Raw genomic sequence first — 22,541 nt, 5'->3', positions numbered from 1 at the left:
AGCGACCGGAGGGGTGCGCAGTGCCGGGACCGTGGAATACCGGAGCCCCGGAGCGGTAGCTGCGGGGCGAGGATATGCCGCGAAAGCCCGGCACGGAGAGGCCCGGAGGGAGCTATCATCGGCCGCCAGGAGGTTGCGCTCCTCCGCGTCCTCCGCCGACGCGGTCACCCCTCCGCGAGGGAGGCGAGTCGTGCGATGAAGTCGCGCCGGTTGGCCGTTGGGTTGGTGATCATCGCGCGGACGGCGCTGCGCATCTCGGTCAGGACTGCGTCGGGCAGGGAGGCGAGAGGCTCTATGCACCATGCGACGTCTTCATCGACGGTGTAGCCGGGTTCGGCGTCCGGCTTGTCGGGGTAGTAGGTGAATGCGCTGATCGCGACGCGGTACAGCGTCGTCTCAGTGTCGGTGCGGTCGATCATGAAGTCTCCCTGGCTGATCGTACTTGTGGTCATCGGTTCATTCCCCTCGGCTGCTGCGGCTGCAACATAGGATGCGGCGCGGCCGGATCCGGCCACTGGTGACGGCGCGGGGTCTGGCGCAGACGGTCGTTGATCTGCCGGCCGATGTCGTCGAGCCGTTCCGCCTCGGCACGTGCTCGCCTCGCCGCCTCCGCACGGCGGGCTTGATCCCGTTGTGCGCCGCGGTCGAGCTCTTGGTGGAGGCGGGCGAGCTCGTCGCGCTTTTCGGAGAGGCGGTGTGTGGCGCGGGCCCGCGTGCAGTCCCGCACCCAGGCGGCCAGCAGCTCGGGTGGTGTGGCAATGCTGGCGCGGCGCATCCGGTCCACGTCATCGGGGCTCCATTCCCGTGCGAAGAAGGCGTCCGCGTCACGCTCGTTGAAGAACCGTTCTCGCGCGGTGGTCTTGTGCGGTTGCGGGGGCGGCAGTCCGAGTTCGCTGACGCGGCGTTCCAGGCCCCTGCGTTCACGACTCACAGCGCGCTGATGCGCGTTCTTCGCGGAGGCGCGATCGCGGTGGCGCGCCCGCACCTGGTCGGCGTGCTCGGCATAGTACTTGTCACGGCTGGTCTTCTCCCGCTCGGGATGCAGGTGATAGTCCTCGCGGCGCTTGGCGCGCCGCTGCTCCTTGTGCCGCTGGTAGTACCGGTTGGTGCGCGCACGCTGCTGCGCCTTGATCCGCTCCGGGTCCGCGGCGCGCCGGCTGGCGGCATGCTGCTTGGACTGTTCGAGGAGCTTCTCGCGGTGCGCGACGTAGTAGTCGTGGTTGTACTGCTGCTGTCGCTGACGCTGCTCATATTGGCGTTTGCGCAGTCGGGCTCGTGCGGCCGCGATTGCGGCCTGCACGTCTTCGGTCTGACGAGTGAGCTCGTCGGCCGCGTCGTCGTCAGTCATCAGGGTTCGTCCCTTCCGGTGTGTGGGATGCCGGCGGCCAGCCGGTCGATGAGGTCAGGCCGGAAACCGGCCCAGTGCTGGTCTGGCTCGTCGTCCACAATCACCACGGGCGCTTCGCTGTACCCCAGGTCATCGGTGAGGTACTGCCGCGTGTGGGAGTTGGCCTGGGTGGTGAGGTCAATGACCCGGGAGGGGATGCCCGCTTCGGCGAGCTTCCGGCATGTGAGCATGCACCGCACACATCCGCGACCAGTGCTGTAGACGGTGACCGTGGTCATGGCCGGCCTCCCGGAAGGAGAGTCTCGGCGATGGGAGTGACGTCGGTGGCTACGTGGGTCGCGGCATCCGATCCCGTGCCCATCGACGCTCGACACCGGCTTCCCACTCGGCGCGGTTGGTCGGGTCGTTCAGGAACAGCTGCGGGTCCGGCGCTGAGACGAGGGCGGTCAGGAACTGCTCGGTGAGCAGGAATCTGCGGGATGCCGCGGTTATGCCGGATGCGTCGGTTGCGGCATCCGTCCCCTGGTCGCGGACCGTTTCTGCCCACGCATGCAACTGTGCTTCGAGTTCGGAATCGGCGCGTTCCCATGCCAGCCTGGTCAGCGGCGGCGCTGTCGGAATGCCGAAGTCGTTGAACGCCTCGCCCACCGCCATGGCAGTGGCCGTGTCCAGCCGTGCACCCTTGTCCAGCGGGTGTTCCCCCGGTCTGTCGCGGCCAGCGAGTTGCGGGGTGAGTTCCGCAACTCGGCGGCTGATTTGGTGGCCCATCCACGTGAAGAACTTGTCGGGGTTCTCGGTCTGCGCGTACGCGTCGGGCCGGTGGGCACGCCAGTACCCCCGCGCCATCCGGCCGTACTCGTTCATCGGAGCCTCCGCTCTCAGGATCACGCACCGCGATCCCGGTGCGGTCGCGACGTGCGGGGCATCCAGCTTCTCGCGCAGGGATTCGTTCATAACCGGTTCCTGTCATGCCGTCACCGTCGCCTCGCCGACGCGACGCCCGCGCCGACCGTCGGCATCCCGGAAGTACCGGACTGCGGCGAATGCGGTGTGCGGGCCTGCCTCGGCCCGGATGTCCGGGTGTCCCGTACATCAGTGGTCGGGAGCTCCGGAACCCCGGAACTACGGGAAGCCCGGCCTGTGGAAGTTCGGGAGTGCGGAAGTGCGGTAATGATGCCGTCACGCAGTTCGTTCTCCGTTGAGCCGCGCAGTTCGTCGGCGTGGGCCAAGAGCAGGTCGATAGCCACCCGGATGAGCGTGTTCTCGGTGATGCGTTCGGCCTTCACGCGACGCTGGCGCATCAGCGACCTCGCGAGCGCTGTCAGCGCGGCATCCTGGTCAACCCGGATCCGCGCGTCCTTGCGCGCCATCCGCGCGAACCTCGGCTCCGTGTGGCCGGTCGGCGCCTGCTCCCCATCGATGCGTGCACGTGCGTCCTCAAGCCTGTCGGCGAGGTCGATCCTGCCCATCGTCACCACCATCCGTTCAACGCCGGTGTGAACTGTTCGGACATCTCGTGGCCGATCCGGGTGACGTCGGCGATGGTTCCAGCGGTGCGACGGTTATCGCCCAGTGTCGTGGCGAGTTCACCCAGCACGGGGGCGTCAGACTGCGCCTTGTACTGACGCAAATACGCGTCGAAGCGAGGGACACCCCACGTGGTGTCAAGCAGGTCCTGCCAAGTGCGCAGCTGTGAAGGGATGCGGGGATCAATCCGGTTCAACAGCACCGCGTATCGCAGTTGTCGCGGCTCGATCAGGCACGAGATGGTCCGCATCGACGACTCGACGGCGAGGGGCTCCGGCGTCAACGGGACGACCGCATAGTCGGCCGCGTCGAGCACAGTCTCCAGTATCGACGTGTCCTCGAGGCTGCCCGGGGTGTCGACCAGCACGAAGTCGTATTGGATGTGCAGGTCGCGCATCCGGGTGAGCGACTTCGGGTTCTGCTCACCGGTGAAATCGAACGGGAGCCGGTCGCGCATGTTCTCGGCCCACCAGACTGTCGACCGCTGCCGGTCGACATCGACAACGAGCACCTGGTAGCGGCGCGACAACGCGGCAGCGAGTTGCATCGTGACCGTGGTCTTGCCGACTCCGCCCTTCTGGTTCGCGACCGCGACGATACGCATCGGGGTGACGTCGGCGCTGAGCTCAGTCGTCATCTCGCAGCCCAGTCCCGCCCTCGAGACCCTCAAACCACGCCTCGAGGTCGTCAAATGGATACAGAATGATGCGCCCGACCTTGTAGAACCGTGGCCCCGTCTTCTTGTATCTCCACTCGGCCAGCAGCTTCAGCTTGAGCCCCGGGATAAGCGCGACCACGTCGCTCGGCGTCAGTAACTGCTTCGTCAGCACCGGATCCGTCGGCTTCACCGTGGTTGTCATCTCCGACTCCTTCTGCGTAATGCTCGATCCACTTGACATGAGTACACACCTAAGCAATATGGTTAGTCAAGAGGTTTCTGCAGAACGCAGCAGCGGTAAGGCAAACTAAGGGGGTGAAGGTCGACGTGAAGACACCCGACGGCGAGATCATGTCCGCGCGCGCCGCGACACAAGCCGTAGGGGCCGCTCTGCGTATCGCTCCCGCGTTCGTCGCGACAGCAGTCGATGAGACGAGCGGCGTCGAGACCACGATCGAAGCGCACTACCTCGCGGAGCGCGGCCGATACATCATCACCACGATCGTGAACCGGGCAGTGGCGGCAGACTTCGATGAAGACCGGCTCAAGCACACGGCGCCACAAGCCATCCTGCGCATCGCCATCCCCCACTGCGTTGCATTGCAGCTCGACGACAGTCCAACCGCCAGCTGGACGACCGTGGCGGACCTGACCACCGCCGAGGGCCGCATCGTGCCGCCCTGGATGGCACAGGCCGTCGTCAAGCGCGGGATGAAGGACGAGCGATGGGAAGTGATCGAGATCCTCTACGGCACCGCGACGCTCGCGGACCTACCGCCTGTCAAGCTCATCGCACTTGAGCTCAATGTGCCCGAACGCACCGCCTCCGACTGGATTCAGAAGGCTCGTGCGGCCGGCTGGCTCGTCGGAATGACGTCCAACGTCGGTCGACCGGCGGGTGGGTAGCGTCGCCTCGTACACGACCACCCAGGGCAAGCGATACCGGGTGCGATACCGGCGGCCCGACGGTACACAGACCGACAAGCGTGGATTCACGACCAAACGCGACGCCGAACTCTTCCTCGCCGGCGTCGAAGTCTCGAAGGCCAAGGGCGAGTTCATCGATCTCAGCGCCGCCGAGGTCAAGATCGGAAGCCTGGGCGCGAGGTGGGTAGCGTCGCGCGAGCAGGTGCTCAAGCCGTCGGCGTACCGCTCCATCGAGTCCTCGTGGCGGATACACGTCGAACCAAGATGGGGTCGTCGAGTACTGGCGAAGGTCCGCCACTCGGAAATCCAGGACTGGGTATCCGAGATGTCAGCGACACAGAGTGCGACGAACGTCTTGCGAGCACACGGGATCTTGGCCGGCATCTTCGACACAGCTATAGAGGACCGGATTCTTTCGAGCAACCCGGCCCGCAAGATGACTTTGCCCCGCAAGACCAGCAAGCGCAAGGCCTATCTCACGCACGCGCAGGTAGAACTGCTCGCCCTCAATTCGCGGGATCCCGTGCTCATCCGGTTCCTCGCCTACACCGGCCTGCGCTGGGGTGAAGCCACAGGCATCCGCGTACGCCACCTCGACCTGCCGAGGGGCCGGGTCCGGATCGAAGAGAACGCCGTCATGGTCAACAACACGGTCGTGATCGGAACCCCCAAGTCGCATCGACACAGAACGGTGCCGATCCCCCCATTCGTGGTCGACATGCTGACTCTTCGCGCTCAAACACGCGGCCCCGAAGCCTTCGTCTTCGGTGACGGGGCACAGCCGATGCGTCTGCCAAACTCGCGTGACGGATGGTTTGCGGGCGCGGTTCGCCGAGCGCAGAGGTCTGACCCGAACCTCCCGCGCGTGACCCCACACGACCTTCGTCACACCGCCGCCTCGCTTTCGGTCAGCGCCGGCGCGAATGTCAAAGCCGTGCAACGTATGCTCGGCCACGCGAGCGCCGCCGTCACCCTCGACATATACAGCGACCTGTTCGATGACGACCTCGACAAGGTTGCCACGGCGCTCGACAGAGCGCGGACCGAGAGCCTCAACCGCACGATCCCCGAATCGCCGACGACTCAGTGACGCGGCCGGCCCGCGAGCCGGTCTTGATCATGGGAACTGACGACGCCGCGACCCCGGCATAGAGACCGAACATTCATGCGATCTCGGCAACTCGCAGCGCACGTCCCCACCCCATTTCCCGCTCTCAATCGCCCTGGATCGCTTTCAAGTGTGGGCAAAATGTGTGCACGGGGCCCTTTTCGGGCAAAGAGCAAGCCCCGCGATCCCAGTGTTTTCAATGGATCGCGGGGCTTCTAAGCTGGCGGTGACGGTGGGATTTGAACCCACGGTAGGGGGTTACCCTACACAACTTTTCGAGAGTTGCACCTTCGGCCGCTCGGACACGTCACCGCGCACAAGTGTACGTGACGAAAATAGGCGTCACCAAATGCCGGCGGCCTGCCAATCAGCGGCTCGCCACCCGCGACAGCGCGCCGGCACCGGCCGCGATCGCCGCGCGACATCAGCCACCCGCCCTACCAGGCCGTAGCAACCTCCGCATGCGCCCGCAGAATGCCGTCCGTCGTACCCTCCGGCGCACGCCCGATGCCGCACTCGGTGGCCACGCCGAACGTGTCGACATGCCGCAGCGCCGTCGCGATCCGCCGCTGTGCGCCCTCGGCACCGTCCTCGCGATGCACCAGCCCCAGGTACAGCTCGGTGTCACCGATCTCAAGCCTCTCCAGCGGCGCGAAATACCCGTCGTCATCCCGCTCGATCGGCACCGGCAGGTGGATCCAGTCGACGTGCCGGCCGGATGCCGCCACCAGCGCGTTGGCGAACCGCACCAGGTTCGCGGCGTCTGCCGGTTCGATGAAGTGCTGCTCGGCCACGTCTCCGTAGCAGAGGTGGAATCCGACCTCGACGTCGGCCGGCACCCGGTCGGCCTGCTCACCCGACCGCGCCGTCAGCCCGTCCCAGACATCCCCGCTCCACCAGGGCTGTCCCCCGATCTGCTCGACCTGCTCGATCAGCCCGAACTCGACCGCGTTGTCCCACTGGATCGCCAGATCCTCGTGCGGGATCGCCGCGAGGATCTCATCGAGCTCCCGATACAGCGCCTTCCGATACACCGGCTCGATGCCGGCGCGCTGGTCCGGCGGGAAGAACGCCCCCACGACGGCCAGCGGCGTGGGCAGCGAGACCTGGAATCGCGTCCCGGCCGCCACCACCCCCTCGCCACGCAGCCGCGTGAAGATCGCATAGGACTCGATCGCCGCGCTCGCATAGCCCAGCGCCGCCAGCCGAATGGATGCCGGGTCGACCCCGTCGGCCACCCGCACCGGGCGGGCATCCAGCATCCGCAGCGGAATCGGCTCGTCGCCGACCCGCTCGATGCCCTCGGCCTGCCCGAGGATGTCGGCCTGGAAGACGATCCAGTGGAACCGCCGCCCGGGCTCGCCGTCCGGGATGCGCTTCAGATGCGCCCCGAGGATGCTTGCCGCCTGCCGGATGGTGGTCTCGGCGTCGTCGTAGTTGACGCTGCCCACCAGCTGCGCGCCTCGCACGTGTGTCATGGCTCTCTCCTTCGTGAAGGTCGGGAGCCCAGACGACTCCCGGCACGGATATGGGGAGTCGCAGCCAGTGCCCATGATGGGCGCGAGGCTTCGCGTCAGCGCTGCGAACGCACTCACTCTGCCACCGCGCCTCAGGGCGGCATAGCGCCGTGTCGCGGGCCGTAACAATGTCGGACCCGGGATGTCGGCGGCCGGGCCTAGCCTGGACGCATGGCCCGTCGACCCGCAACAGCCGCCCCGTACCGCTGCACCGAATGCGGGTGGACGACGCTGAAGTGGGTCGGCCGCTGCGGCGAATGCCAGCAGTGGGGCACCGTGGTCGAAGCGGCCGATGCCACCGGCATCCCGTCCCGCGCCGTCACTGCGATCGCTCCCAGGGCGAACCGCAAGGCCCGCCCCATCACGATGGTCGACACCGCCGCCACGCCGCGCCGCACCAGCGGCGTCGGAGAGTTCGACCGGGTGCTCGGCGGCGGCATCGTGCCCGGCGCGGCCATTCTGCTGTCCGGCGAGCCGGGTGTGGGCAAGTCCACGCTGCTGCTCGAGGTCGCCGCCCAGTCCGCACGCTCGGGCCGGCGTGTGCTGTACGCCAGCGGTGAGGAGTCCACCGCCCAGGTGCGCCTGCGCGCCGAGCGCACCGGCGCGCTGCACGACGAGCTCTTCCTGGCGGCCGAGACCGATCTGGCCACGATCCTCGGGCACATCGACGAGGTCGAGCCCGAGCTTCTGATCATCGACTCGGTGCAGACGATCTCCTCCAGCCTCAGCGACGGCCTGGCCGGCCACCCGGGTCAGGTGCGCGAGGTTGCCGCGACCTTGATCCGCATCGCGAAGGAGCGCGCGCTGCCGGTCATCCTCGTCGGCCACGTCACCAAAGACGGGTCGATCGCCGGTCCCCGCATCCTCGAGCACCTCGTCGACGTGGTCTGCCACTTCGAGGGCGACCGGCAGACCGCGCTGCGCTTTCTGCGCACCCTGAAGAACCGGTTCGGACCCACCGATGAGGTCGGATGCTTCGACATGACCGGCGCCGGCATCGAAGAGGTGCCCGATCCGAGTCGGCTGTTCCTGGGCAGCGGCAAGCCCGTCGCCGGCACCTGCATCACGATCGCACTGGAGGGCCGGCGCGCGCTGCCGGTCGAGGTGCAGGCGCTGACCGTGCCGGCATCCGGCCCGAATCCGCGGCGCGTGGTCAGCGGCGTGGACTCCTCCCGCGTCGCGATGATCCTCGCCCTGCTCGAGCGCCGTGCCGAGATCGACCTGTCCCGTCACGACGTGTACGTCTCGACCGTCGGCGGGGTGCGTCTGGTCGAACCCGCCGCCGACCTTGCCATCGCCATCGCCATCGCGACGGCGCTGCGCGACAAGGCGGTGCGGCACGACCTGGCGGCGATCGGCGAGCTCAGCCTGTCCGGCGAGATCCGGCCGGTGACCCTGGCCGATCAGCGCCGGCACGAAGCCCGCCGGCTCGGCTACCGCACCGTCGTCGATGAGAAGTCCGAGTCCATCGGCCGCGCGCTGAACGTCGTCAAGGCCACGGCGATGGCGGCGACCTCCGACGACGTGCCGCGGTTCTGACCCGGGTCGGGCGCTGCCACCAGGCGACAGGACCGGGCAGCGCCTGACCGTCTGAGGCTCAGGCTCCAGGCGCGGGGTCCGGTGCAACCCAAATCTCCGTACCGCCCACGCTCACGCGGTGGGATGCCACCGGCCGGGTGGGTGGGTCCGAGAGCACCGATCCGTCGCGCAGACAGAACCCGCCCTGAGGTTTGAGAGCGCGACCGGCACCTGTTCCGGAGCGACCCCCGAGTGCCCACCGATCTTGACGCCATCGAGCTCGCGGAGCCGTGACCCTCGTGGCAGTAGGGCGATAACTGGTATCCGGGTTCCGCCATTCCCCGACACCCCACGCACACCTAGCGTGGGCACCGTCGCGCATCGAGGTCGCCTACGCAGAGCTCAACGGTCGCGGCACCCGTAGGCCGAAGCGCACCCGCAAGCATCACCAATCAATGAGGATCAGATGAACACGAAACCCCTACCCCGCCTCCGCCGCCCTGGCACAGTGGCCCTCGCCCTCGGCGCGGCCCTGACGCTTGTCACCGGTCTGACGGCTTGTTCTACGGACGCCGGCGCACCGGCCGAAGCGGCCGCCGCGGACGGCACCGCAGTCACGACCATTCGAGTGCAGACGCCGCCGTTCGCGTTCGAAGGCGTGGAGATCGGAATCCGCAACGGCATCTTCGCCAAGCACGGCTTGAAGGTCGTCAGCGACTACGCCGGCGGCGATCCGACCTCCCAGATCGCGAAGGTCGTCAGCGGGCAGCTCGATCTCGCGATGAGCGGCGGTCCGGACGCGATCCGCGCCGTCGCGAAGGGCATCCCGATCATGATCACCGGCGGCGCCCAGCATTCCAGTGCCGACGGCGAGCCCACCGACGGCATCCTGGTCGCACCCGACAGCCCGATCAAGGACTGGAAGGATCTCACGGGGGCCACCATCGGCATCTCTGGGCTGGGAAGCCTTCCCCAGATCGTCACGGACATCGCGCTCGAGAAGAACGGGGTCGACTTCTCCACCGTGAAGTACGTCAACCTGCCCAATGACGCACTCGAGGGTGCGGCGGCCAAGGGCCAGATCGACGCGGCCCTGCCGACGTCGGTGTTCTACACGAAGGCCGTCGCGGACGGCTTCCGGGCGCTGGGGCGTGGTACGAAGGAGTTCTTCCCAGGGGCGCCCCAGATCGTGTGGGTCGCCTCGAAGGCCTTCGTCCAGAAGAACGCCACGGCGCTGAAGGCGTTCAACGAGGCCATGGCCGAAGCCAACGCCTATGCCAACCAGCACCCCGACCTGATCCGTCAGATCGACCATGAGAAGACGAAGCTGCCGGCCGCCTTCATCGACAACCGCCCGATCGAGAAGATGGACAACACCGTCGATCGCAACGTGTATGCAACGCTCACCGGCGCGATGAACAAGTTCGGCTTCGTTGAGAAGAACGTGTCGGTCGACGACGTCGTCTGGAAGGACGCCCCCCAGCCGTGATCCGTTCGGCCGGGGGCGGCATGCCCTCCCCCGGCCGAACCCGTCCTCCCGAGAGGAAAGGTACTTCGTGAACGGGCTCCTGAAGACACCCGCCGGTCTGATCGGCGCGCAACTGATCGCGCTGGTGGTGATCATCCTGCTGTGGTGGGGCGCGGCCATTGCCGCAGTGCTTCCGCCCGCCGTGCTGCCGACGCCGTATGCCGTCGGGCGCGCGTTCGCAGAACTCGTCACCGACTCGGTCTACTGGGCTGCCATCGGCAACACGCTGATCGGTGCACTCCAGGGCTTTGTGGCGGCGATCATCGTCGGCATACCCGTCGGCATGCTGACCGGGAGGTCCCGCTTCGCTGAAGAGTCCGGCCGGTTCCTCGTCGAGTTCGGGCGATCATTCCCGACCATCGCACTCCTGCCGGTACTCGTGCTGATCCTGGGCGCGACCACGCCGATGAAGGCCGTCGTGGTATTCACGGCGACGCTGTTCCCGCTCATCATCCAGGTGCAGCACGGCGCGCGACGGATCGAGCCCTCGATCACCGAGACCATCCAGGCGTACCGGATCCCCCCGATGCTGCGCGTCGTGAAAGTCGTGCTGCCCACCGCGGCGCCGTTCATCGCCACCGGGATCAAACTCGCCGCAACCGTGTCAGTGCTGGTCTCGCTCGGCGTCGAGGTCCTGGGCGGAGTACCAGGCGTCGGCCGCCAGCTCACCATGGCGCAGCAGGACGGCGCCCCCGACTTCGCGTTCGCCTACATCTTCACCGCGGGGGTGCTCGGCTTCGGCGTCAACGCGATCGTCGGGCTGCTGCGCGACAAACTGGTCCGCTGGGACACCGCGGACACGGAGGAGTGAGCACCGTGAACGAATCGACTCGCACACGCACCCTCCTGGTACGGCTGCTGACCATATGCTGGCTGCCGGTGCTGCTGGTGGCAGCGTGGTTCGTCGTCTCGGCGAACTCGACCGACGTGTTCTGGCCGCCGCTGGCCACGATCCTCGACGAACTGGTGACATCGTTCACGGCGGGAACGATGTGGTCCGACCTCGGCTACAGCTTCACGAACTACTTCGCAGGGCTCGCGATAGCCCTCGTCGTGGCCATGGCGATCGGCATCCTCGTCGGCGAGGTGACCGTCCTGCACAAGACCCTCATGCCGTTCCTGGACTTCGCCCGAGCCACCCCGCACGTATCATTCGTGCCGATCATCATCCTCGGCTTCGGGATCGGCGCGGGGCCCAAGATCTTCCTGATCGCGTTCGCCTGCCTCTGGCCGATCCTGCTGAACACCATCGACGGCATCCGCGCGGTGCCCGCCAGCGTCCACGAATCCGCACGCGCCTTCCGGATTCCGCTGCACCTGCGGATTCTGAAGGTCACGCTTCCGGGGGCACTGCCGCAGATCGTGGTCGGAGTCCGCATCGCCATCTCAGTGGGCGTCGTGATGCTCATCGTCAGCGAGATGTTCGGAGCCGATCGCGGCATCGGCTACTTCATCGTCGACACCGGAGCGAACTTCGCAATCGCCTCGACTTGGGCGGGTGTGATCCTCATCGGGCTCATCGGCTACCTGCTGAGCCAGGCCTTCAGCCTTCTCGAGAACCGCCTCCTGCGATGGCACCGGCAGTTCGTGCCGTCCGGAAAGACCAAGGCATCCTCGCCGCTGCCAGGTTCCGACTCGGCATCCCTGGCATCGGCCTTGAACTGATACGAAATGGACGACAAGATGATGACTTCCCCGATTCAGGCCCTACCCGGCGTATCGAACACTCCCACCCCATCGGGCGGCGGTGCCGGCGAGCTGATGCTGACCTCCACCGGGGTCGCCAAGAGCTATGGCGCGCACCGGGTGCTCGCCGACGTCGACCTCGAAGTCCGCCGCGGTGAGATCGTCTGCATCGTCGGACCGTCGGGTGCGGGAAAGACCACACTGCTGCGCTGTCTGGCGGGGCTGACCAAGCTGACCGAGGGCGAGGTGACTCTGGCCGGGCAGAAGGTGACCGGCCCGATGGCCGACATGTCCCTCGTGTTCCAGGACTATCGAGGGTCGCTGCTGCCGTGGATGCATGTGATCTCCAACGTCGCGTTCCCGTTGGAGGGCAACCGCGTGCCCAAGCGCGAACGGCTGGAGCGGGCGCGACGCCGGCTGGCCACGGTGGGTCTGATCGGCTCCGAGGACAAGTACCCGTGGCAGCTGTCCGGAGGCATGCAGCAGCGGGTCGCGATCGCCCGCGCCCTGGCCTACGACTCCCCCGTCATGCTGATGGACGAACCATTCGGCTCGCTTGATGCGCAGACACGCTATGACCTCGAGGAGCTCGTCCTGCGGCTGCGCCGTGAACTCGGCATCACGATCATCGTCGTCACCCACGACATCGACGAGGCCGTCTTCCTCGGCGATCGGGTCGTCGTTTTCGGTGGTGCGCCCTCCAAGGTCGTCGAGAGCGTCGATGTCGACCTCGGCGATGAGCGCGACCAGATCGCAACCAAGGCCCTGCCCCGGTTCGCCCAGCTGCGCTCGCACATCCTCGGCGAGATCAAGCAGCTCGCAGCGGTGACCGGACCGATCGGGACTCTGTGATGGCGGCAGACGGGTCTGCGATCCCCGCCGGGGCACGGGGCTACGAGGGCTTCGCCGGGCAGATCGGCGATACCTTCGCCCAGTCCACCCCGTCTTGGCCGGCCCCGCCGGCCGCCCCGGATGGCGCCCCCAACGTCATCGTCATGGTGATCGACGACATGGGCTGGAGCGATCTCGGCCCGTTCGGCAGCGAGATCCCCACGCCGACGATCGACTCCCTCGCCGCGCGGGGCGTCGTCGCGACGAACTACCACTCCGCCCCGGTCTGCTCACCCGCGCGCGCCGCGCTGCTCACGGGGATCAATCCGCACCGCGCCGGCTACGCGACTGTGGCCGGCGCCGACCCGGGCTTCCCGGGCTACACGCTGCAGCTGCCCGAAGACGTGCACACGATGCCCGAGATCCTCCAAGCGAACGGGTACGCGACCTTCGCCGTGGGCAAATGGCATCTGGCGAGCGAGCACACGCTGCACGAAGGCGGCACGAAGCAGTCCTGGCCGGTGCAGCGCGGATTCGACCACTATTACGGGTGCCTCGAGGGGTACACGACGTTCTTCGCGCCCAACGCCCTCACCCGCGATAACAGCACGGTCGAGGTCGACCGCTACCCGGACGACTACTACCTCACCAACGATCTCACCGACCAGGCGATCTCGATGATCCGGGATCTTCGCGCCTCGGACGAGCGGAAGCCGTTCTTCCTGTACTTCGCCCACAACGCGATGCACGGACCGTTGGGCGCACGCCGGTCCGACATTGAGAAGCACCGCGGCAAGTACGCCGACGGGTGGGATGCCGTCCGGCGGGCTCGCTTCGAGCGGCAGCGCGCGTCCGGGGTCATCGCCGCCGACACCGAGATGGTCGACCGCAACGTCGAGCCGGGGTTCGACGTGCAGCCGTGGGCCGAGCTCAGTGACGAGCAGCGCGGTCTGGCGCAGCGGCACATGGAGGTCTACGCCGCGATGGTCGACAACATCGACCAGAACCTCGCCCGGCTGCTGGACGCCGTCGACGACTACGGGCAGCTCGACAATACGATCGTCATGGTCGTCTCCGACAATGGGGGCACCAGCGAAGGCGGTGCCGACGGCACCCGCAGCTACTTCAGCCAGTTCATCAACGGCCTGCCACTGCCCGACGACTGGGATCGCGACCGCCCCCTCGACCCGGAGCTGATCGGCGGCCCGCAGGCGATGATCCACTATCCGCGCGGCTGGGCACAGGCCTCGAACACCCCCTTCCGGCTGTACAAGATGACTCCGTATGAAGGCGGCATCCGGGTCCCGTGCATCATCAGCTGGCCCGCGGGGCTGCCCCGCCAGGCCGCGGACGACGGCATCCGCGGTCAGTACCTGTACGCCACCGACGTCCTGCCGACGCTGCTGGCCGCCATCGGCGTCGAGGCACCGACGACCCGCAACGGGCTGCCGACGCGCGACATCGACGGCGTCAGTGCGCTCGAGGTCCTCCGCAGCCGGGATGCTGCGCCCGTCCGTGCGCAGCAGTACACCGAGTTCAGCGGCAACCGCGCCTATAGTGACGGTCGGTTCAAGATCGTATCGCTCCACCCCCGCGGCGCCGCCGCACTGGACGACGGCTCCTTCCGGCTGTTCGACATGCGCGCGGACCCCGCCGAGGTGCACGATCTGGCCGCCCAGCAGCCGGAGGTGGTCGCACGACTGGCGGCCGAATGGCGCGATGCCGCATGGCACAACACCGTGTTCCCGATCGCCCTCACACCCGGCGACGTGTTCGCGCCCCGGCGACCCGGCACGGAGCGCCTGCAGCAGGCGGTGACGATCTTCCCCGGGACCCCCACCCTGGAGAGGTTCCGGTCGCTCGAGCTGATCGCGCTGCGCGACGTGGACATCGACCTGGACGTCGACTACGCACCCGGTGACGAGGGCGTCCTCGTCGCGCACGGCGATCAGGGCGGCGGCTATGTCGCGTACGTCGAAGACGGCAACCTGGTGCTCGAGTACAACGAGTACGGCATCATGCACCGGATGGCCACGCCCGTCCCCTGCCCCGGGCGCCGCACGACCCGGATCAGCGCCCACTGCCGCCCCGGCTACCGCTGGGAGTGGAGCATCATCGCCGACCTCGACGCGGCCACGAAGCCCGTGGTCATGGAGCAGGTGATGATCATGGCTGGAATGGCTCCATTCACAGGGATAGACGTGGGGATCGATCGCCGCGGCCCGGTGTCCTGGTCGATGCACGAGCGACACGGATCGTTCCGCTACACCGGCCGGCTACGGTCCGTCCGCTACCTTCCGGGCGCACGGGGCGACTTCGATCCGAGCGAACTGCGCGGGGCCGAGCGCGCCGCGGCCAGGGTGTTCGACTGACGCCAGGCCGCCGACCGAGAATCCAACCAAGAATCCGTCCGAGAAGAGGAACCATGCAGGAGTCCCGTTTCCGCGAGTACATCGCCCGTTTCAACGCCGAGGACGACACGGCGTTCGACGACTTCCTCGCCCCGGATGTGCACGTGAAGAACGGCACCCTGGAGTTCATGGGGATCGACGGGATGAAGCACCACTACCGCGATCTGATCTGGCCGGACTTCACGGAGGAGCTGACCGTCCCGCGCTTCGTCTCCGACGCCGGCCGCGCCGCGATCCAGATGCACACGCGGTTCACCGCCCGCCACGACGCCAAGGAGTCTCTGTTCGGCCCCGTGCACGCGGGCGAAACCTTCGAGTTCGACGGCGTCATCATGTACGAGATCGACGACACCGAGCGCTTCCGCGACATCCTGGTCGCGTACAACAGCTTCGTCCACACCGACCTCGCCGGCAACAGGCGGGATCTCGGGATCCCGCACTGATCCCCGGTCAGCCAGGGGCGAGGCACCTCAGGCGGTCAGCTCGGCGAACGCCTCGGCGATCCAGTCGGCCGTGAACTGGCCGACGTAGGGCATGTTGTCGAGGCCGATGTGCTCGGCGCCGCCCTCTTCCCGCGTGAAGATGCGCAGTTCGCGCTTGGGCGAGTTCACCGCGGCCTCGTACTCCTGGTGCGCGTACGCGACCGGGATCTGCCGGTCGCCCTCGCCATGCGTGACCAGGAACGGCACGGTGATCTTCTCGACCACCCCCTGTAGGCGCATGTTCTTGGTCTTCTCGATGAAATCGTCCAAGTCCGACGCGCCGAACACCCACTGCACGTGGTCCCAGTAGTGCGGCACCGGGTTCTCGCCCTCGCGGTTGCGGCGTGCCTGCTGCACGGCTGCCCAGTCGTAGTTCGCGCCCCACGCGACCGCCAGGGCGATGCGCTTGTCGAACGCCGCCGCACGCGGCACGTAGTAGCCGCCGAGCGACCAGCCGACCAGGCCGACCCGGGCGGCATCCACGTTCAGCTCGGCGGCATTGCGCTCGATCCAGTCCAGCGTCGACGCCGCCCACACCTCGGTGTCGTAGCGGGCGTGCAGGTCGCGCATGCGCAGCGCTTCACCAGACCCGGGCGGGTCCATCATGAGCGTCGAGATGCCGCGCGCGGCCAGCTGCTGCCCGAACCCGGAGGTGTACATCATCTCCTTGGTCGAATCCAGTCCGTTCCACACCACCACGAGCGGGTGCGGGCCTGCTCCGGGGGCGCGGTAGAAGTAGCCGGGCAGTGCGGCGCCCTCGGACGCGTCGTCGCCGTGGTACGGGATCTCGACGGTCGTCAGCGGGACGCCCCCGAGCTCGACGTGCTTCAGGAGCAGGTCGATCGACTTCTGGTAGGCGGCGCGGCGCCCCTCCCACTTCGGCGACTGCAGCCGCTCGGCCTGCGAAGTGTACAGCGCGGCGCGGTAGTACTTCTCGGCGGCGCCGAGCTTCCAGCCCCGCGCCTCGTCCTGCTGCGCCGAGGCCAGGATGCGGTCGGCGACGGCCTGCCACGAGTCGTAGAGCAGCTCGGTGCCCACGTCGTCACCGTGCTCGGACGCCTCCAGGACGGGGCGCGACGCCTTGTCGACGTCGTCGATGAGGCCGCCGTTGTTCAGCGTGGCGACGACCGACATGCTCCAGACGTAGTTGGTGGGGAAGTACATGTACACGGAGGACTCCTAGGAGGTCTGGGGACGCACCGCGTCCGAAAGATAGGTGGCGACACCGGAGAGGTACTGGCCGCCGTCGGCGCTGATCTCGGCACCGGTGACGAAGGATGCGGCATCCGACAGCAGGAACACCACGACGTTCGCGACCTCTTCGGGTTCGCCGCCGCGGTGCAGCGGCGACACGTCGAGGTTCGCCGCGAGGAATGTGCTGGGCGCGTTCGCGGTCATCTCCGTGCGGATGTAGCCGGGGTGCACCAGGTTGGATCGGATGCCGCGCGGCCCGAGCTCCGTGGCGGCCGAGTGCGAGAGCCCTCGGATCGCCCACTTGCTCGTGGTGTACGCGGCCGTGTAGTGCCCCGTCAGCCCCGCCGCCGATCCGATGTTCACGATCGACGAGCCCTCGGCCATCAGCGGCAGCAGCGCCTGGATGCCGAGCATTGCGCCCGTGACGTTGACCGCGAGCACGCGGTCCCAGTCGGCGCGCTCGACGGCGCCGATGCGCACCCGGTGGGTGACCCCGGCGTTGTTCACGAGTCCCTTCACCGTACGTGAGCCGAGCGAGGCGGCGAGCGCCTGCCACGCGGCCTCGTCCGTGACGTCCAGCCGGCGATAGGTCACCGTGCCGGCCAGGCCTTCGGCCTCGGCCCGCAGCTCGGGCGCCTCGTCGCGGATGTCGGCGGCGACGACATCCGCTCCCTGGCCCGCCAGCAGCAGCGCTTCTTTGGCGCCCTGGCCGCCGGCCGCGCCGGTCACGACGAAGAGGTTCCCCGCGATGCCGGGAAGGTTCAGGTCGGTCACGATGCCACCGGGCTTCCGGGAGAACCGGGACGGTCGAGCATCTCGATGAAGTTCCCTTCCGGGTCGGCGACGAACGCCATCCGCACACCCGAGACCGGCGAGTCGCCGGGCGGCTGGACGGGCGACGCGCCGGCCGCGATCAGCCGGTCGTACTGCACGTCGACATCGTCGACGCGCAGGCAGATGTGCCCATACCCCTGCGTCAGCACGTGCTCGGGTGCGGTGGCTGCCAACGGCGGATGCTGCGAACCGGGCCGGTGCAGCAGCTCGATGGCCCACTTGTGCTCGGGTTCGACGAGGAACACGACCCGCAGCCCCACCGCGGGGATGCCGCCGGGCTCGAGCTGCTGCAGGCCCAGGGCGCGGGTATACCACTCGGCCTGGGCGTCGAGGTCGGCCACCGAGAGGCCGACGTGGTCGAGGGCTGGGCCCCCGCGCCCGCAGGCTCCGGACGACGCACCGGCGGCGTGCGGGGTGGGTGCGGGGATCATGCGTTCTCCTTCACAGGAGTCGAGCCGGGCGCGTCGCGGGGGCCGTGGCGCATGAGCGAATCGCGCACGCCGTCGGGCAGCACGGCGAGGGTGTCGTCGCCGTACCGGCCGCCGACGAGCACGAATGCGACGCGTGCGATCAGGTCGCCGCGATTGGCCCATGCGTGGTCGGTGCCGCGCTGGACGACGATGTCGCCCGCCCGAGCGGTCACCTCGCTGTCGTCGAGGATGAGGGTGATCTCGCCGTCGAGCACGATGCCGTAGTCGATCGACTCGGTGCGGTGCACCGGGGACTGCAGCCCGCGCTCGTCGAGGTGGCCCGGCAGGAACTCGTTGATGCGGATACGCGTGCCGCGCTCCGGCGGCGGCACGGTGATGCTTCCTGCCGTCGGGTCCTCCGGGCCGGCATGGATCGGTGCCGGCGAGTCGCCCGTCAGCCACACCTCGTGGAAGGCGGCGCCGTCTTCGTCGAGGATGCGGCTGACCGGAACGGGGCCGTCGCTGATCACGACCGAGGCGCCCTGGGCGTCGTGGCCCGTGACGATGCGGCGCGGCGCGTGAAACCCGGCGGCATCGGGGCCACCGGTCACGGGGCCGCCTCCAGCGCCACGAGCGATTCGGCCATCACGCGACCGGGGTCGGCATCGGGCGTGCCCGGATGCAGCTCCCATTTCGCGAGCAGCAACGAGGCATCCACCACGCCCTTGATGCGTGGGATGCGGCGGGAGTGGAACCGGGTGAGCAGGTGCTCGAAGTCGCCGTCCTGTGTGAGGTGCTCGGCGAACACCACGGCGTCTTCGAGACACTGCGCGGCGCCCTGGGCGATCAGCGGCGGCACGGCGTGAACGACCTCACCGAGGGCTACCACGCGGCCGGAGTGCCACGGCCCCTCGACGAAGATCCACTCGATCTCCTGGAAGTTCAGGAACGTGTCGGGGCCCAGCGATTCACGCAGGTAGTCCAATTCGCCGTGATAGTTCGCCATCAGGCGCCGTACCTCCTGCCAGTCCGCAAGCCCGTTGTCGGGGCGCTCCGGCGGGCACAGCACATAGATATAGCACTGGTCGTCACTGACCGGGGTGTAACCGACCTTGTAGGCGCCGGTGTCGTCGGGGGGAAACGCCATGCCGCCGGTCATCTCAGGCAGCCGTGACGTGACGGCGCGCCAGATGCCCAACCCGGTGGGCTGACGATCCTCGGTGATGCCCAGTTTCGGGCGCGTTTGCGACTTGATCCCCTCGGCGATGACGATGACATCCCACGTCTCGGTCGTCCCGTCGGAGAGGACGGATGTCGCCGAATCGGCGTGGTTCTCGAATGAGGTCAACTCGAGTCCGAGCCGGATCCGCACGCCGAGCTCTTCCGCACGGCGCAGCAGGATCTCGTGCAGGTCGGGCCGCAGTGCGCCGATCGTGGCGGGCAGGTCGTCGCCGCCGGTGCGCGGAGTGGGCAGCTCCGCCATCACCCGACCGTCGGCGTGGTACAGCATGACGCTGTTCTCAACCTGTCCCTTCGCCAGCACCTCGTCGATGACACCGATCTCGCGGAACACCCGAAGCGCGTTGCCTTGGATCGTCAGGCCGTGCCCGACGCGCGCCCACGCCGGCGCCTTGTCGATGAGGGTCACCTGCACATCGCGCTGGGCGAGCGCAATGGCCGTCGTCAGACCGGTGAATCCGCCACCGACGATGAGCACGTTCCGAACCGACATCTGCGTCTCCCACTTCTGCGGCGCCCCGCCGTCGGGGCACCTGTCGCTTGGCTCGACGTTAGGGCGCGCTGACCGCATGCCACCAGTCGCCCAGCACGATGCCTGCTATCGGAGCGGCAAGGCGGCGATGTCGGCACGCCGGCGCCCGGATCGCGGATGCATGGTATCCGTGGCACGCATGGCACGCCGACATCCGATCACCCTAGCCTCGGGAGAGCGCCCCCAATGCGTCCCGACACGTGAAAGAAGGTCGACGATGACTCAGCGCCTCGTTTCCCACCTGCGCTATGCCGCCCTCGCTGTCCCGAACTTCGAGCAGGAGCGGGACTTCTTCGTCCGCCACTGGGGACTGACCGAGGTCGAGTCCGCAGACGGGCTCAGTTACCTCGCCGCCGAGGGTTCGGACGAGCCGTTCATCCTGCGCCTGCGCAAGGACGACAAGCGCATCGACCTCGCCGGGTTCGGTGTGCGCAATCGTGCGGACGTCGATGCCCTGGCCGCGAAGCTGCATGCCGACCACGTGCAGTTCGTGCACGAGCCCCAGGCGCTGACCGGCTACAGCGGCGGCTACGGCTTCCGCGTCTTCGACGGCGACGGCCGGGTGCTCGAGTTCGCCACGGGCTACCAGCAGCGCCAGGCGCGCAAGATCCGCGAGCGCGAGCCGATCCCCGCGAAGCTCTCGCACATGGTCTTCAACTCGGCCAATCTGAACGACACCGTCCGATGGTACGTCGACCACCTCGACTTCACGATCTCGGACTCGCTGATCACTCCCACCGGCGAGGACATGATGCATTTCATGCGGTGCAATCCGAACCACCACTCGATCGCGATCGCGCGGGGCCCGCATCACGCGCTGCACCACTTGTCGTTCGAGATGCGCGGCATCGAGGAGTGGATGCGCGGATCGGGCAAGATCCTGCGGTCCGGTGCCCGCATGGTCTGGGGCCCCGGCCGCCACAACGCCGGAGACAACACGTTCGCGTACTTCCTGGACCCCGCCGGAAACACGATCGAGTACACCACCGAGCTCGCCATGGTCGACGACGACTCGTGGGTGGCGAACCGCCACGACATCAGCCACCTCTCGACGCAGGATCAGTGGGGAACCGCCGCAGAGATGAGCGAGCTCGTCGCTCGCGAGTCGTTCAATGACATCGACAAGGGACTGTTCGTCGCCCCGCCGGTCTGAGTCCCGCAGCTTTACCCTTGGACCTGGAGGTCAGATCATGACACGCATCCACATCGCCGCCGATCACGGCGGATATCAGCTGGGTCGTGCGCTCGAGCAGCGCGCGGGCGCGGCGGGCTTCGACGTCGTCTGGCACGGCGCCGACGCGCTCGACCCCGGTGACGACTATCCCGTCTTCGCGATCCGGGTGGGCGCCGCGATGGTGGCCGACCAGGACGCGGGTATCGACGCGTTCGGGGTGCTCGTCGTCGACGAAGCGGTCGCCGGCGTCGTCGCCGCCAACAAGGTCAACGGCGCCCGCGCCGTGACGACCACGTCGCCGCGCGCGGCGATGAGCGCCCGCGCCGTGGTCGACGCCAACGTGCTCGTGGTCGAGGGCATCGCCTTCGAGGAGTCGGCGTGGCTGAGCGTCCACGCGTTCGTCACCTCGCCGATGGAGCAGACCGTCGAGCGCGGCCGCCAGATCCTGCAGATCGAGGAGTACGAGAACGCGGGCACGATCGAGGGATGGGCCGTGCAGCTCGAGCCCGACCAGATCCACCGCTCGTACGAGTGACCCCACCTGTGCCCGCACGCGTGACCTGCTCGTGAAGGAGACTCGATGACCCGCGCCGCCCTGTACGACCGCACCGGCGGACCGGACGCCCTGTACGTCGGTGCGGTCGCGGACGCCGAGCCCGGCCCGGGCGAGGTGGCCGTGCGCGTCCACGCGGCCGGGCTGAATCCGTTCGACGGCAAGCTGCGGTCGGGGTTCATCCCGTCCTATGCGGCGTTCCCGCGCCGCCTGGGCTCGGACCTCGCCGGCACCGTCGAGGCCGTCGGCGCGGACGCCGTCTACTGGGACGGCACGGCGATCGCGGTGGGCGACGAGGTCCTCGGCCGCGGCGAGGGGGCGGTCGCCGAACGCGCGATCGCACCGGCGGACGCACTCACCAGGCGGCCGGACGCCGTGCCCGTCGAGGTGGCCGGAGGCCTCTGGGTGGCCGGACTCACCGCCGTCTCATGCCTGGCGACCGTACCGGTCGGCGCCGGGGACGTCGTGCTCGTCGGCGGCGCATCGGGCGCCGTGGGTCTGGTGACCACGCAGCTGGCGATCGCCGCGGGCGCACGCGTCATCGGCACCGCAGGCGAGCGCAACCATGCGTTCCTGCGCTCGATCGGCGCCGAGCCGGTGACGTACGGTGCAGGGCTCGTGACGCGGGTCGCCGCGCTCGGCGAGATCACCGTCGTGATGGACTGCCACGGCCGCGAGGCGCTCGACGCCGGCGTGGCGCTCGGTGTCCCGGTCGAGCGGATGGTGGCCATCGCCGCCTACGCGGCGCTCGACGAACTGGGCGTGCACAACGCCGAGCGCGCAGCGCGGACGGCGCAGAACCTCGCCGGGCTGGCCGGCCGGATCGCCGCCGGCATCCTGGTGCTGCCGGTCGCGGGTGCGTTCGCGCTCGACGACGTGGCCGCCGCGTTCACCGCGCTCGAGTCTGCGCACGCCCCAGGCAAGGTCATCGTCACCCCCTGACGCGCGGCGGCGGCCGCGCGCTGTCGCATCGCGGGCGCCTCTTACAACGCATCACCCCCAGGGCGGGAACGCCGCACGTTCTGAGACCGGATCCCCGCGCCGGTCCCACACGATGTCACTCC

The 22,541-nt window shown here is 68.2% G+C and carries 25 protein-coding genes and 1 tRNA gene; 12 read left to right on the top strand and 14 right to left on the bottom strand.

What is annotated here, in order from left to right:
* Positions 1–164: 164 nt before the first annotated feature.
* The 7 genes from ABD705_RS03050 to ABD705_RS03020 are packed head-to-tail and all read right to left on the bottom strand — an operon-like array spanning position 165 to position 3,735.
* Positions 165–419: a hypothetical protein gene (locus ABD705_RS03050; RefSeq protein WP_344780364.1), complete on the bottom strand. Its 255-nt coding sequence runs from the start codon at positions 417–419 to the stop codon at positions 165–167.
* 29 nt (positions 420–448) lie between these two features.
* Positions 449–1,300, bottom strand: coding sequence for a hypothetical protein (locus tag ABD705_RS03045; protein WP_344780363.1), 852 nt, complete (start codon positions 1,298–1,300; stop codon positions 449–451).
* A 47-nt stretch (positions 1,301–1,347) separates the two neighbouring features.
* Positions 1,348–1,626: a glutaredoxin family protein gene (locus ABD705_RS03040; RefSeq protein ID WP_344780362.1), complete on the bottom strand. Its 279-nt coding sequence runs from the start codon at positions 1,624–1,626 to the stop codon at positions 1,348–1,350.
* Positions 1,627–1,675: 49 nt separating this feature from the next.
* Entirely contained in the window at positions 1,676–2,302 is a 627-nt protein-coding gene (locus ABD705_RS03035; protein WP_344780361.1) for a hypothetical protein, read from the bottom strand.
* 20 nt (positions 2,303–2,322) lie between these two features.
* Complete coding sequence (locus ABD705_RS03030; protein ID WP_344780360.1) at positions 2,323–2,829, bottom strand: hypothetical protein; 507 nt, start codon at positions 2,827–2,829, stop codon at positions 2,323–2,325.
* Entirely contained in the window at positions 2,820–3,512 is a 693-nt protein-coding gene (locus ABD705_RS03025) for a ParA family protein (protein WP_344780359.1), read from the bottom strand. Before ABD705_RS03025 ends, ABD705_RS03030 begins: the two co-directional genes overlap by 10 nt.
* Positions 3,502–3,735, bottom strand: coding sequence for a DNA-binding protein (locus ABD705_RS03020; protein ID WP_344780358.1), 234 nt, complete (start codon positions 3,733–3,735; stop codon positions 3,502–3,504). Before ABD705_RS03020 ends, ABD705_RS03025 begins: the two co-directional genes overlap by 11 nt.
* Positions 3,736–3,848: 113 nt before the next feature.
* Here ABD705_RS03020 and ABD705_RS03015 point away from each other — a divergent pair, with 113 nt between their 5' ends.
* Both ABD705_RS03015 and ABD705_RS03010 read left to right on the top strand, forming a co-directional pair.
* Positions 3,849–4,439 carry a hypothetical protein gene (locus ABD705_RS03015; RefSeq protein WP_344780357.1) on the top strand — a complete coding sequence of 197 codons (591 nt, stop codon included), beginning with the start codon at positions 3,849–3,851 and terminating at the stop codon, positions 4,437–4,439.
* Complete coding sequence (locus tag ABD705_RS03010; RefSeq protein ID WP_344780355.1) at positions 4,432–5,550, top strand: tyrosine-type recombinase/integrase; 1,119 nt, start codon at positions 4,432–4,434, stop codon at positions 5,548–5,550. The genes ABD705_RS03015 and ABD705_RS03010 overlap by 8 nt, the downstream gene beginning before the upstream one ends.
* A gap of 239 nt (positions 5,551–5,789) precedes the next feature.
* Here the strand turns inward: ABD705_RS03010 and ABD705_RS03005 are convergent.
* Together ABD705_RS03005 and ABD705_RS03000 are read right to left on the bottom strand one after the other, a co-directional pair.
* Positions 5,790–5,880 (bottom strand) — tRNA-Ser (locus ABD705_RS03005).
* Positions 5,881–6,005: 125 nt separating this feature from the next.
* On the bottom strand, positions 6,006–7,046 hold the full coding sequence (locus ABD705_RS03000) for a uroporphyrinogen decarboxylase/cobalamine-independent methonine synthase family protein (RefSeq protein WP_344780353.1): 1,041 nt from the start codon (positions 7,044–7,046) through the stop codon (positions 6,006–6,008).
* A 210-nt stretch (positions 7,047–7,256) separates the two neighbouring features.
* Here ABD705_RS03000 and radA point away from each other — a divergent pair, with 210 nt between their 5' ends.
* The 7 genes from radA to ABD705_RS02965 all read left to right on the top strand — a co-directional run bounded on the left by radA (position 7,257) and on the right by ABD705_RS02965 (position 15,502).
* Positions 7,257–8,624, top strand: coding sequence for a DNA repair protein RadA (gene radA / locus ABD705_RS02995; protein WP_344780351.1), 1,368 nt, complete (start codon positions 7,257–7,259; stop codon positions 8,622–8,624).
* Positions 8,625–9,069: 445 nt separating this feature from the next.
* Positions 9,070–10,092, top strand: a complete 1,023-nt coding sequence (locus ABD705_RS02990; protein WP_344780349.1) for an ABC transporter substrate-binding protein — start codon at positions 9,070–9,072, stop codon at positions 10,090–10,092.
* Between the two features lie 67 nt (positions 10,093–10,159).
* Complete coding sequence (locus ABD705_RS02985; protein WP_344780347.1) at positions 10,160–10,942, top strand: ABC transporter permease; 783 nt, start codon at positions 10,160–10,162, stop codon at positions 10,940–10,942.
* Positions 10,943–10,947: 5 nt separating this feature from the next.
* Positions 10,948–11,796, top strand: a complete 849-nt coding sequence (locus tag ABD705_RS02980; RefSeq protein ID WP_344780345.1) for an ABC transporter permease — start codon at positions 10,948–10,950, stop codon at positions 11,794–11,796.
* Between the two features lie 21 nt (positions 11,797–11,817).
* Positions 11,818–12,669: an ABC transporter ATP-binding protein gene (locus ABD705_RS02975; RefSeq protein WP_344780343.1), complete on the top strand. Its 852-nt coding sequence runs from the start codon at positions 11,818–11,820 to the stop codon at positions 12,667–12,669.
* Positions 12,669–15,020, top strand: a complete 2,352-nt coding sequence (locus tag ABD705_RS02970) for an arylsulfatase (RefSeq protein ID WP_344780341.1) — start codon at positions 12,669–12,671, stop codon at positions 15,018–15,020. The genes ABD705_RS02975 and ABD705_RS02970 overlap by 1 nt, the downstream gene beginning before the upstream one ends.
* A 53-nt stretch (positions 15,021–15,073) precedes the next feature.
* The gene (locus ABD705_RS02965; RefSeq protein ID WP_344780339.1) at positions 15,074–15,502 is read left to right on the top strand and encodes a nuclear transport factor 2 family protein; all 429 of its coding nucleotides are present in this window, start codon (positions 15,074–15,076) and stop codon (positions 15,500–15,502) included.
* Between the two features lie 27 nt (positions 15,503–15,529).
* On the opposite strand, the gene ABD705_RS02960 is transcribed toward ABD705_RS02965, so the two are convergent.
* From ABD705_RS02960 to ABD705_RS02940, 5 genes are read right to left on the bottom strand one after another with little or no spacing between them, the layout of a single operon-like run.
* Positions 15,530–16,705 (bottom strand): alpha/beta hydrolase family protein, encoded by a 1,176-nt coding sequence (locus ABD705_RS02960; protein WP_344780440.1) that lies wholly within the window; start codon positions 16,703–16,705, stop codon positions 15,530–15,532.
* 15 nt (positions 16,706–16,720) lie between these two features.
* Entirely contained in the window at positions 16,721–17,509 is a 789-nt protein-coding gene (locus ABD705_RS02955; RefSeq protein WP_344780337.1) for an SDR family NAD(P)-dependent oxidoreductase, read from the bottom strand.
* A complete protein-coding gene (locus ABD705_RS02950) occupies positions 17,506–18,000 on the bottom strand; it encodes a VOC family protein (protein ID WP_344780335.1) in 495 nt (164 codons plus the stop codon). Before ABD705_RS02950 ends, ABD705_RS02955 begins: the two co-directional genes overlap by 4 nt.
* On the bottom strand, positions 17,997–18,590 hold the full coding sequence (locus ABD705_RS02945) for a cupin domain-containing protein (RefSeq protein ID WP_344780333.1): 594 nt from the start codon (positions 18,588–18,590) through the stop codon (positions 17,997–17,999). The genes ABD705_RS02950 and ABD705_RS02945 overlap by 4 nt, the downstream gene beginning before the upstream one ends.
* On the bottom strand, positions 18,587–19,789 hold the full coding sequence (locus tag ABD705_RS02940) for an FAD-dependent oxidoreductase (RefSeq protein WP_344780331.1): 1,203 nt from the start codon (positions 19,787–19,789) through the stop codon (positions 18,587–18,589). The genes ABD705_RS02945 and ABD705_RS02940 overlap by 4 nt, the downstream gene beginning before the upstream one ends.
* A gap of 178 nt (positions 19,790–19,967) precedes the next feature.
* Here ABD705_RS02940 and ABD705_RS02935 point away from each other — a divergent pair, with 178 nt between their 5' ends.
* From ABD705_RS02935 to ABD705_RS02925, 3 genes are read left to right on the top strand one after another with little or no spacing between them, the layout of a single operon-like run.
* Entirely contained in the window at positions 19,968–20,903 is a 936-nt protein-coding gene (locus tag ABD705_RS02935) for a VOC family protein (protein WP_344780329.1), read from the top strand.
* Positions 20,904–20,940: 37 nt separating this feature from the next.
* Positions 20,941–21,459 (top strand): RpiB/LacA/LacB family sugar-phosphate isomerase, encoded by a 519-nt coding sequence (locus tag ABD705_RS02930; protein WP_344780327.1) that lies wholly within the window; start codon positions 20,941–20,943, stop codon positions 21,457–21,459.
* Positions 21,460–21,504: 45 nt separating this feature from the next.
* Positions 21,505–22,419, top strand: a complete 915-nt coding sequence (locus ABD705_RS02925) for an NADP-dependent oxidoreductase (RefSeq protein WP_344780325.1) — start codon at positions 21,505–21,507, stop codon at positions 22,417–22,419.
* The last annotated feature ends 122 nt before the right edge of the window (positions 22,420–22,541 follow it).

Origin of the sequence: Microbacterium kribbense (assembly GCF_039537285.1) — a bacterium.
GTDB classification, from domain to species: Bacteria; Actinomycetota; Actinomycetes; order Actinomycetales; family Microbacteriaceae; genus Microbacterium; species Microbacterium kribbense.
Note: the sequence above shows the minus strand (reverse complement) of the source record. Positions and strands in the feature narration are given on the sequence as shown.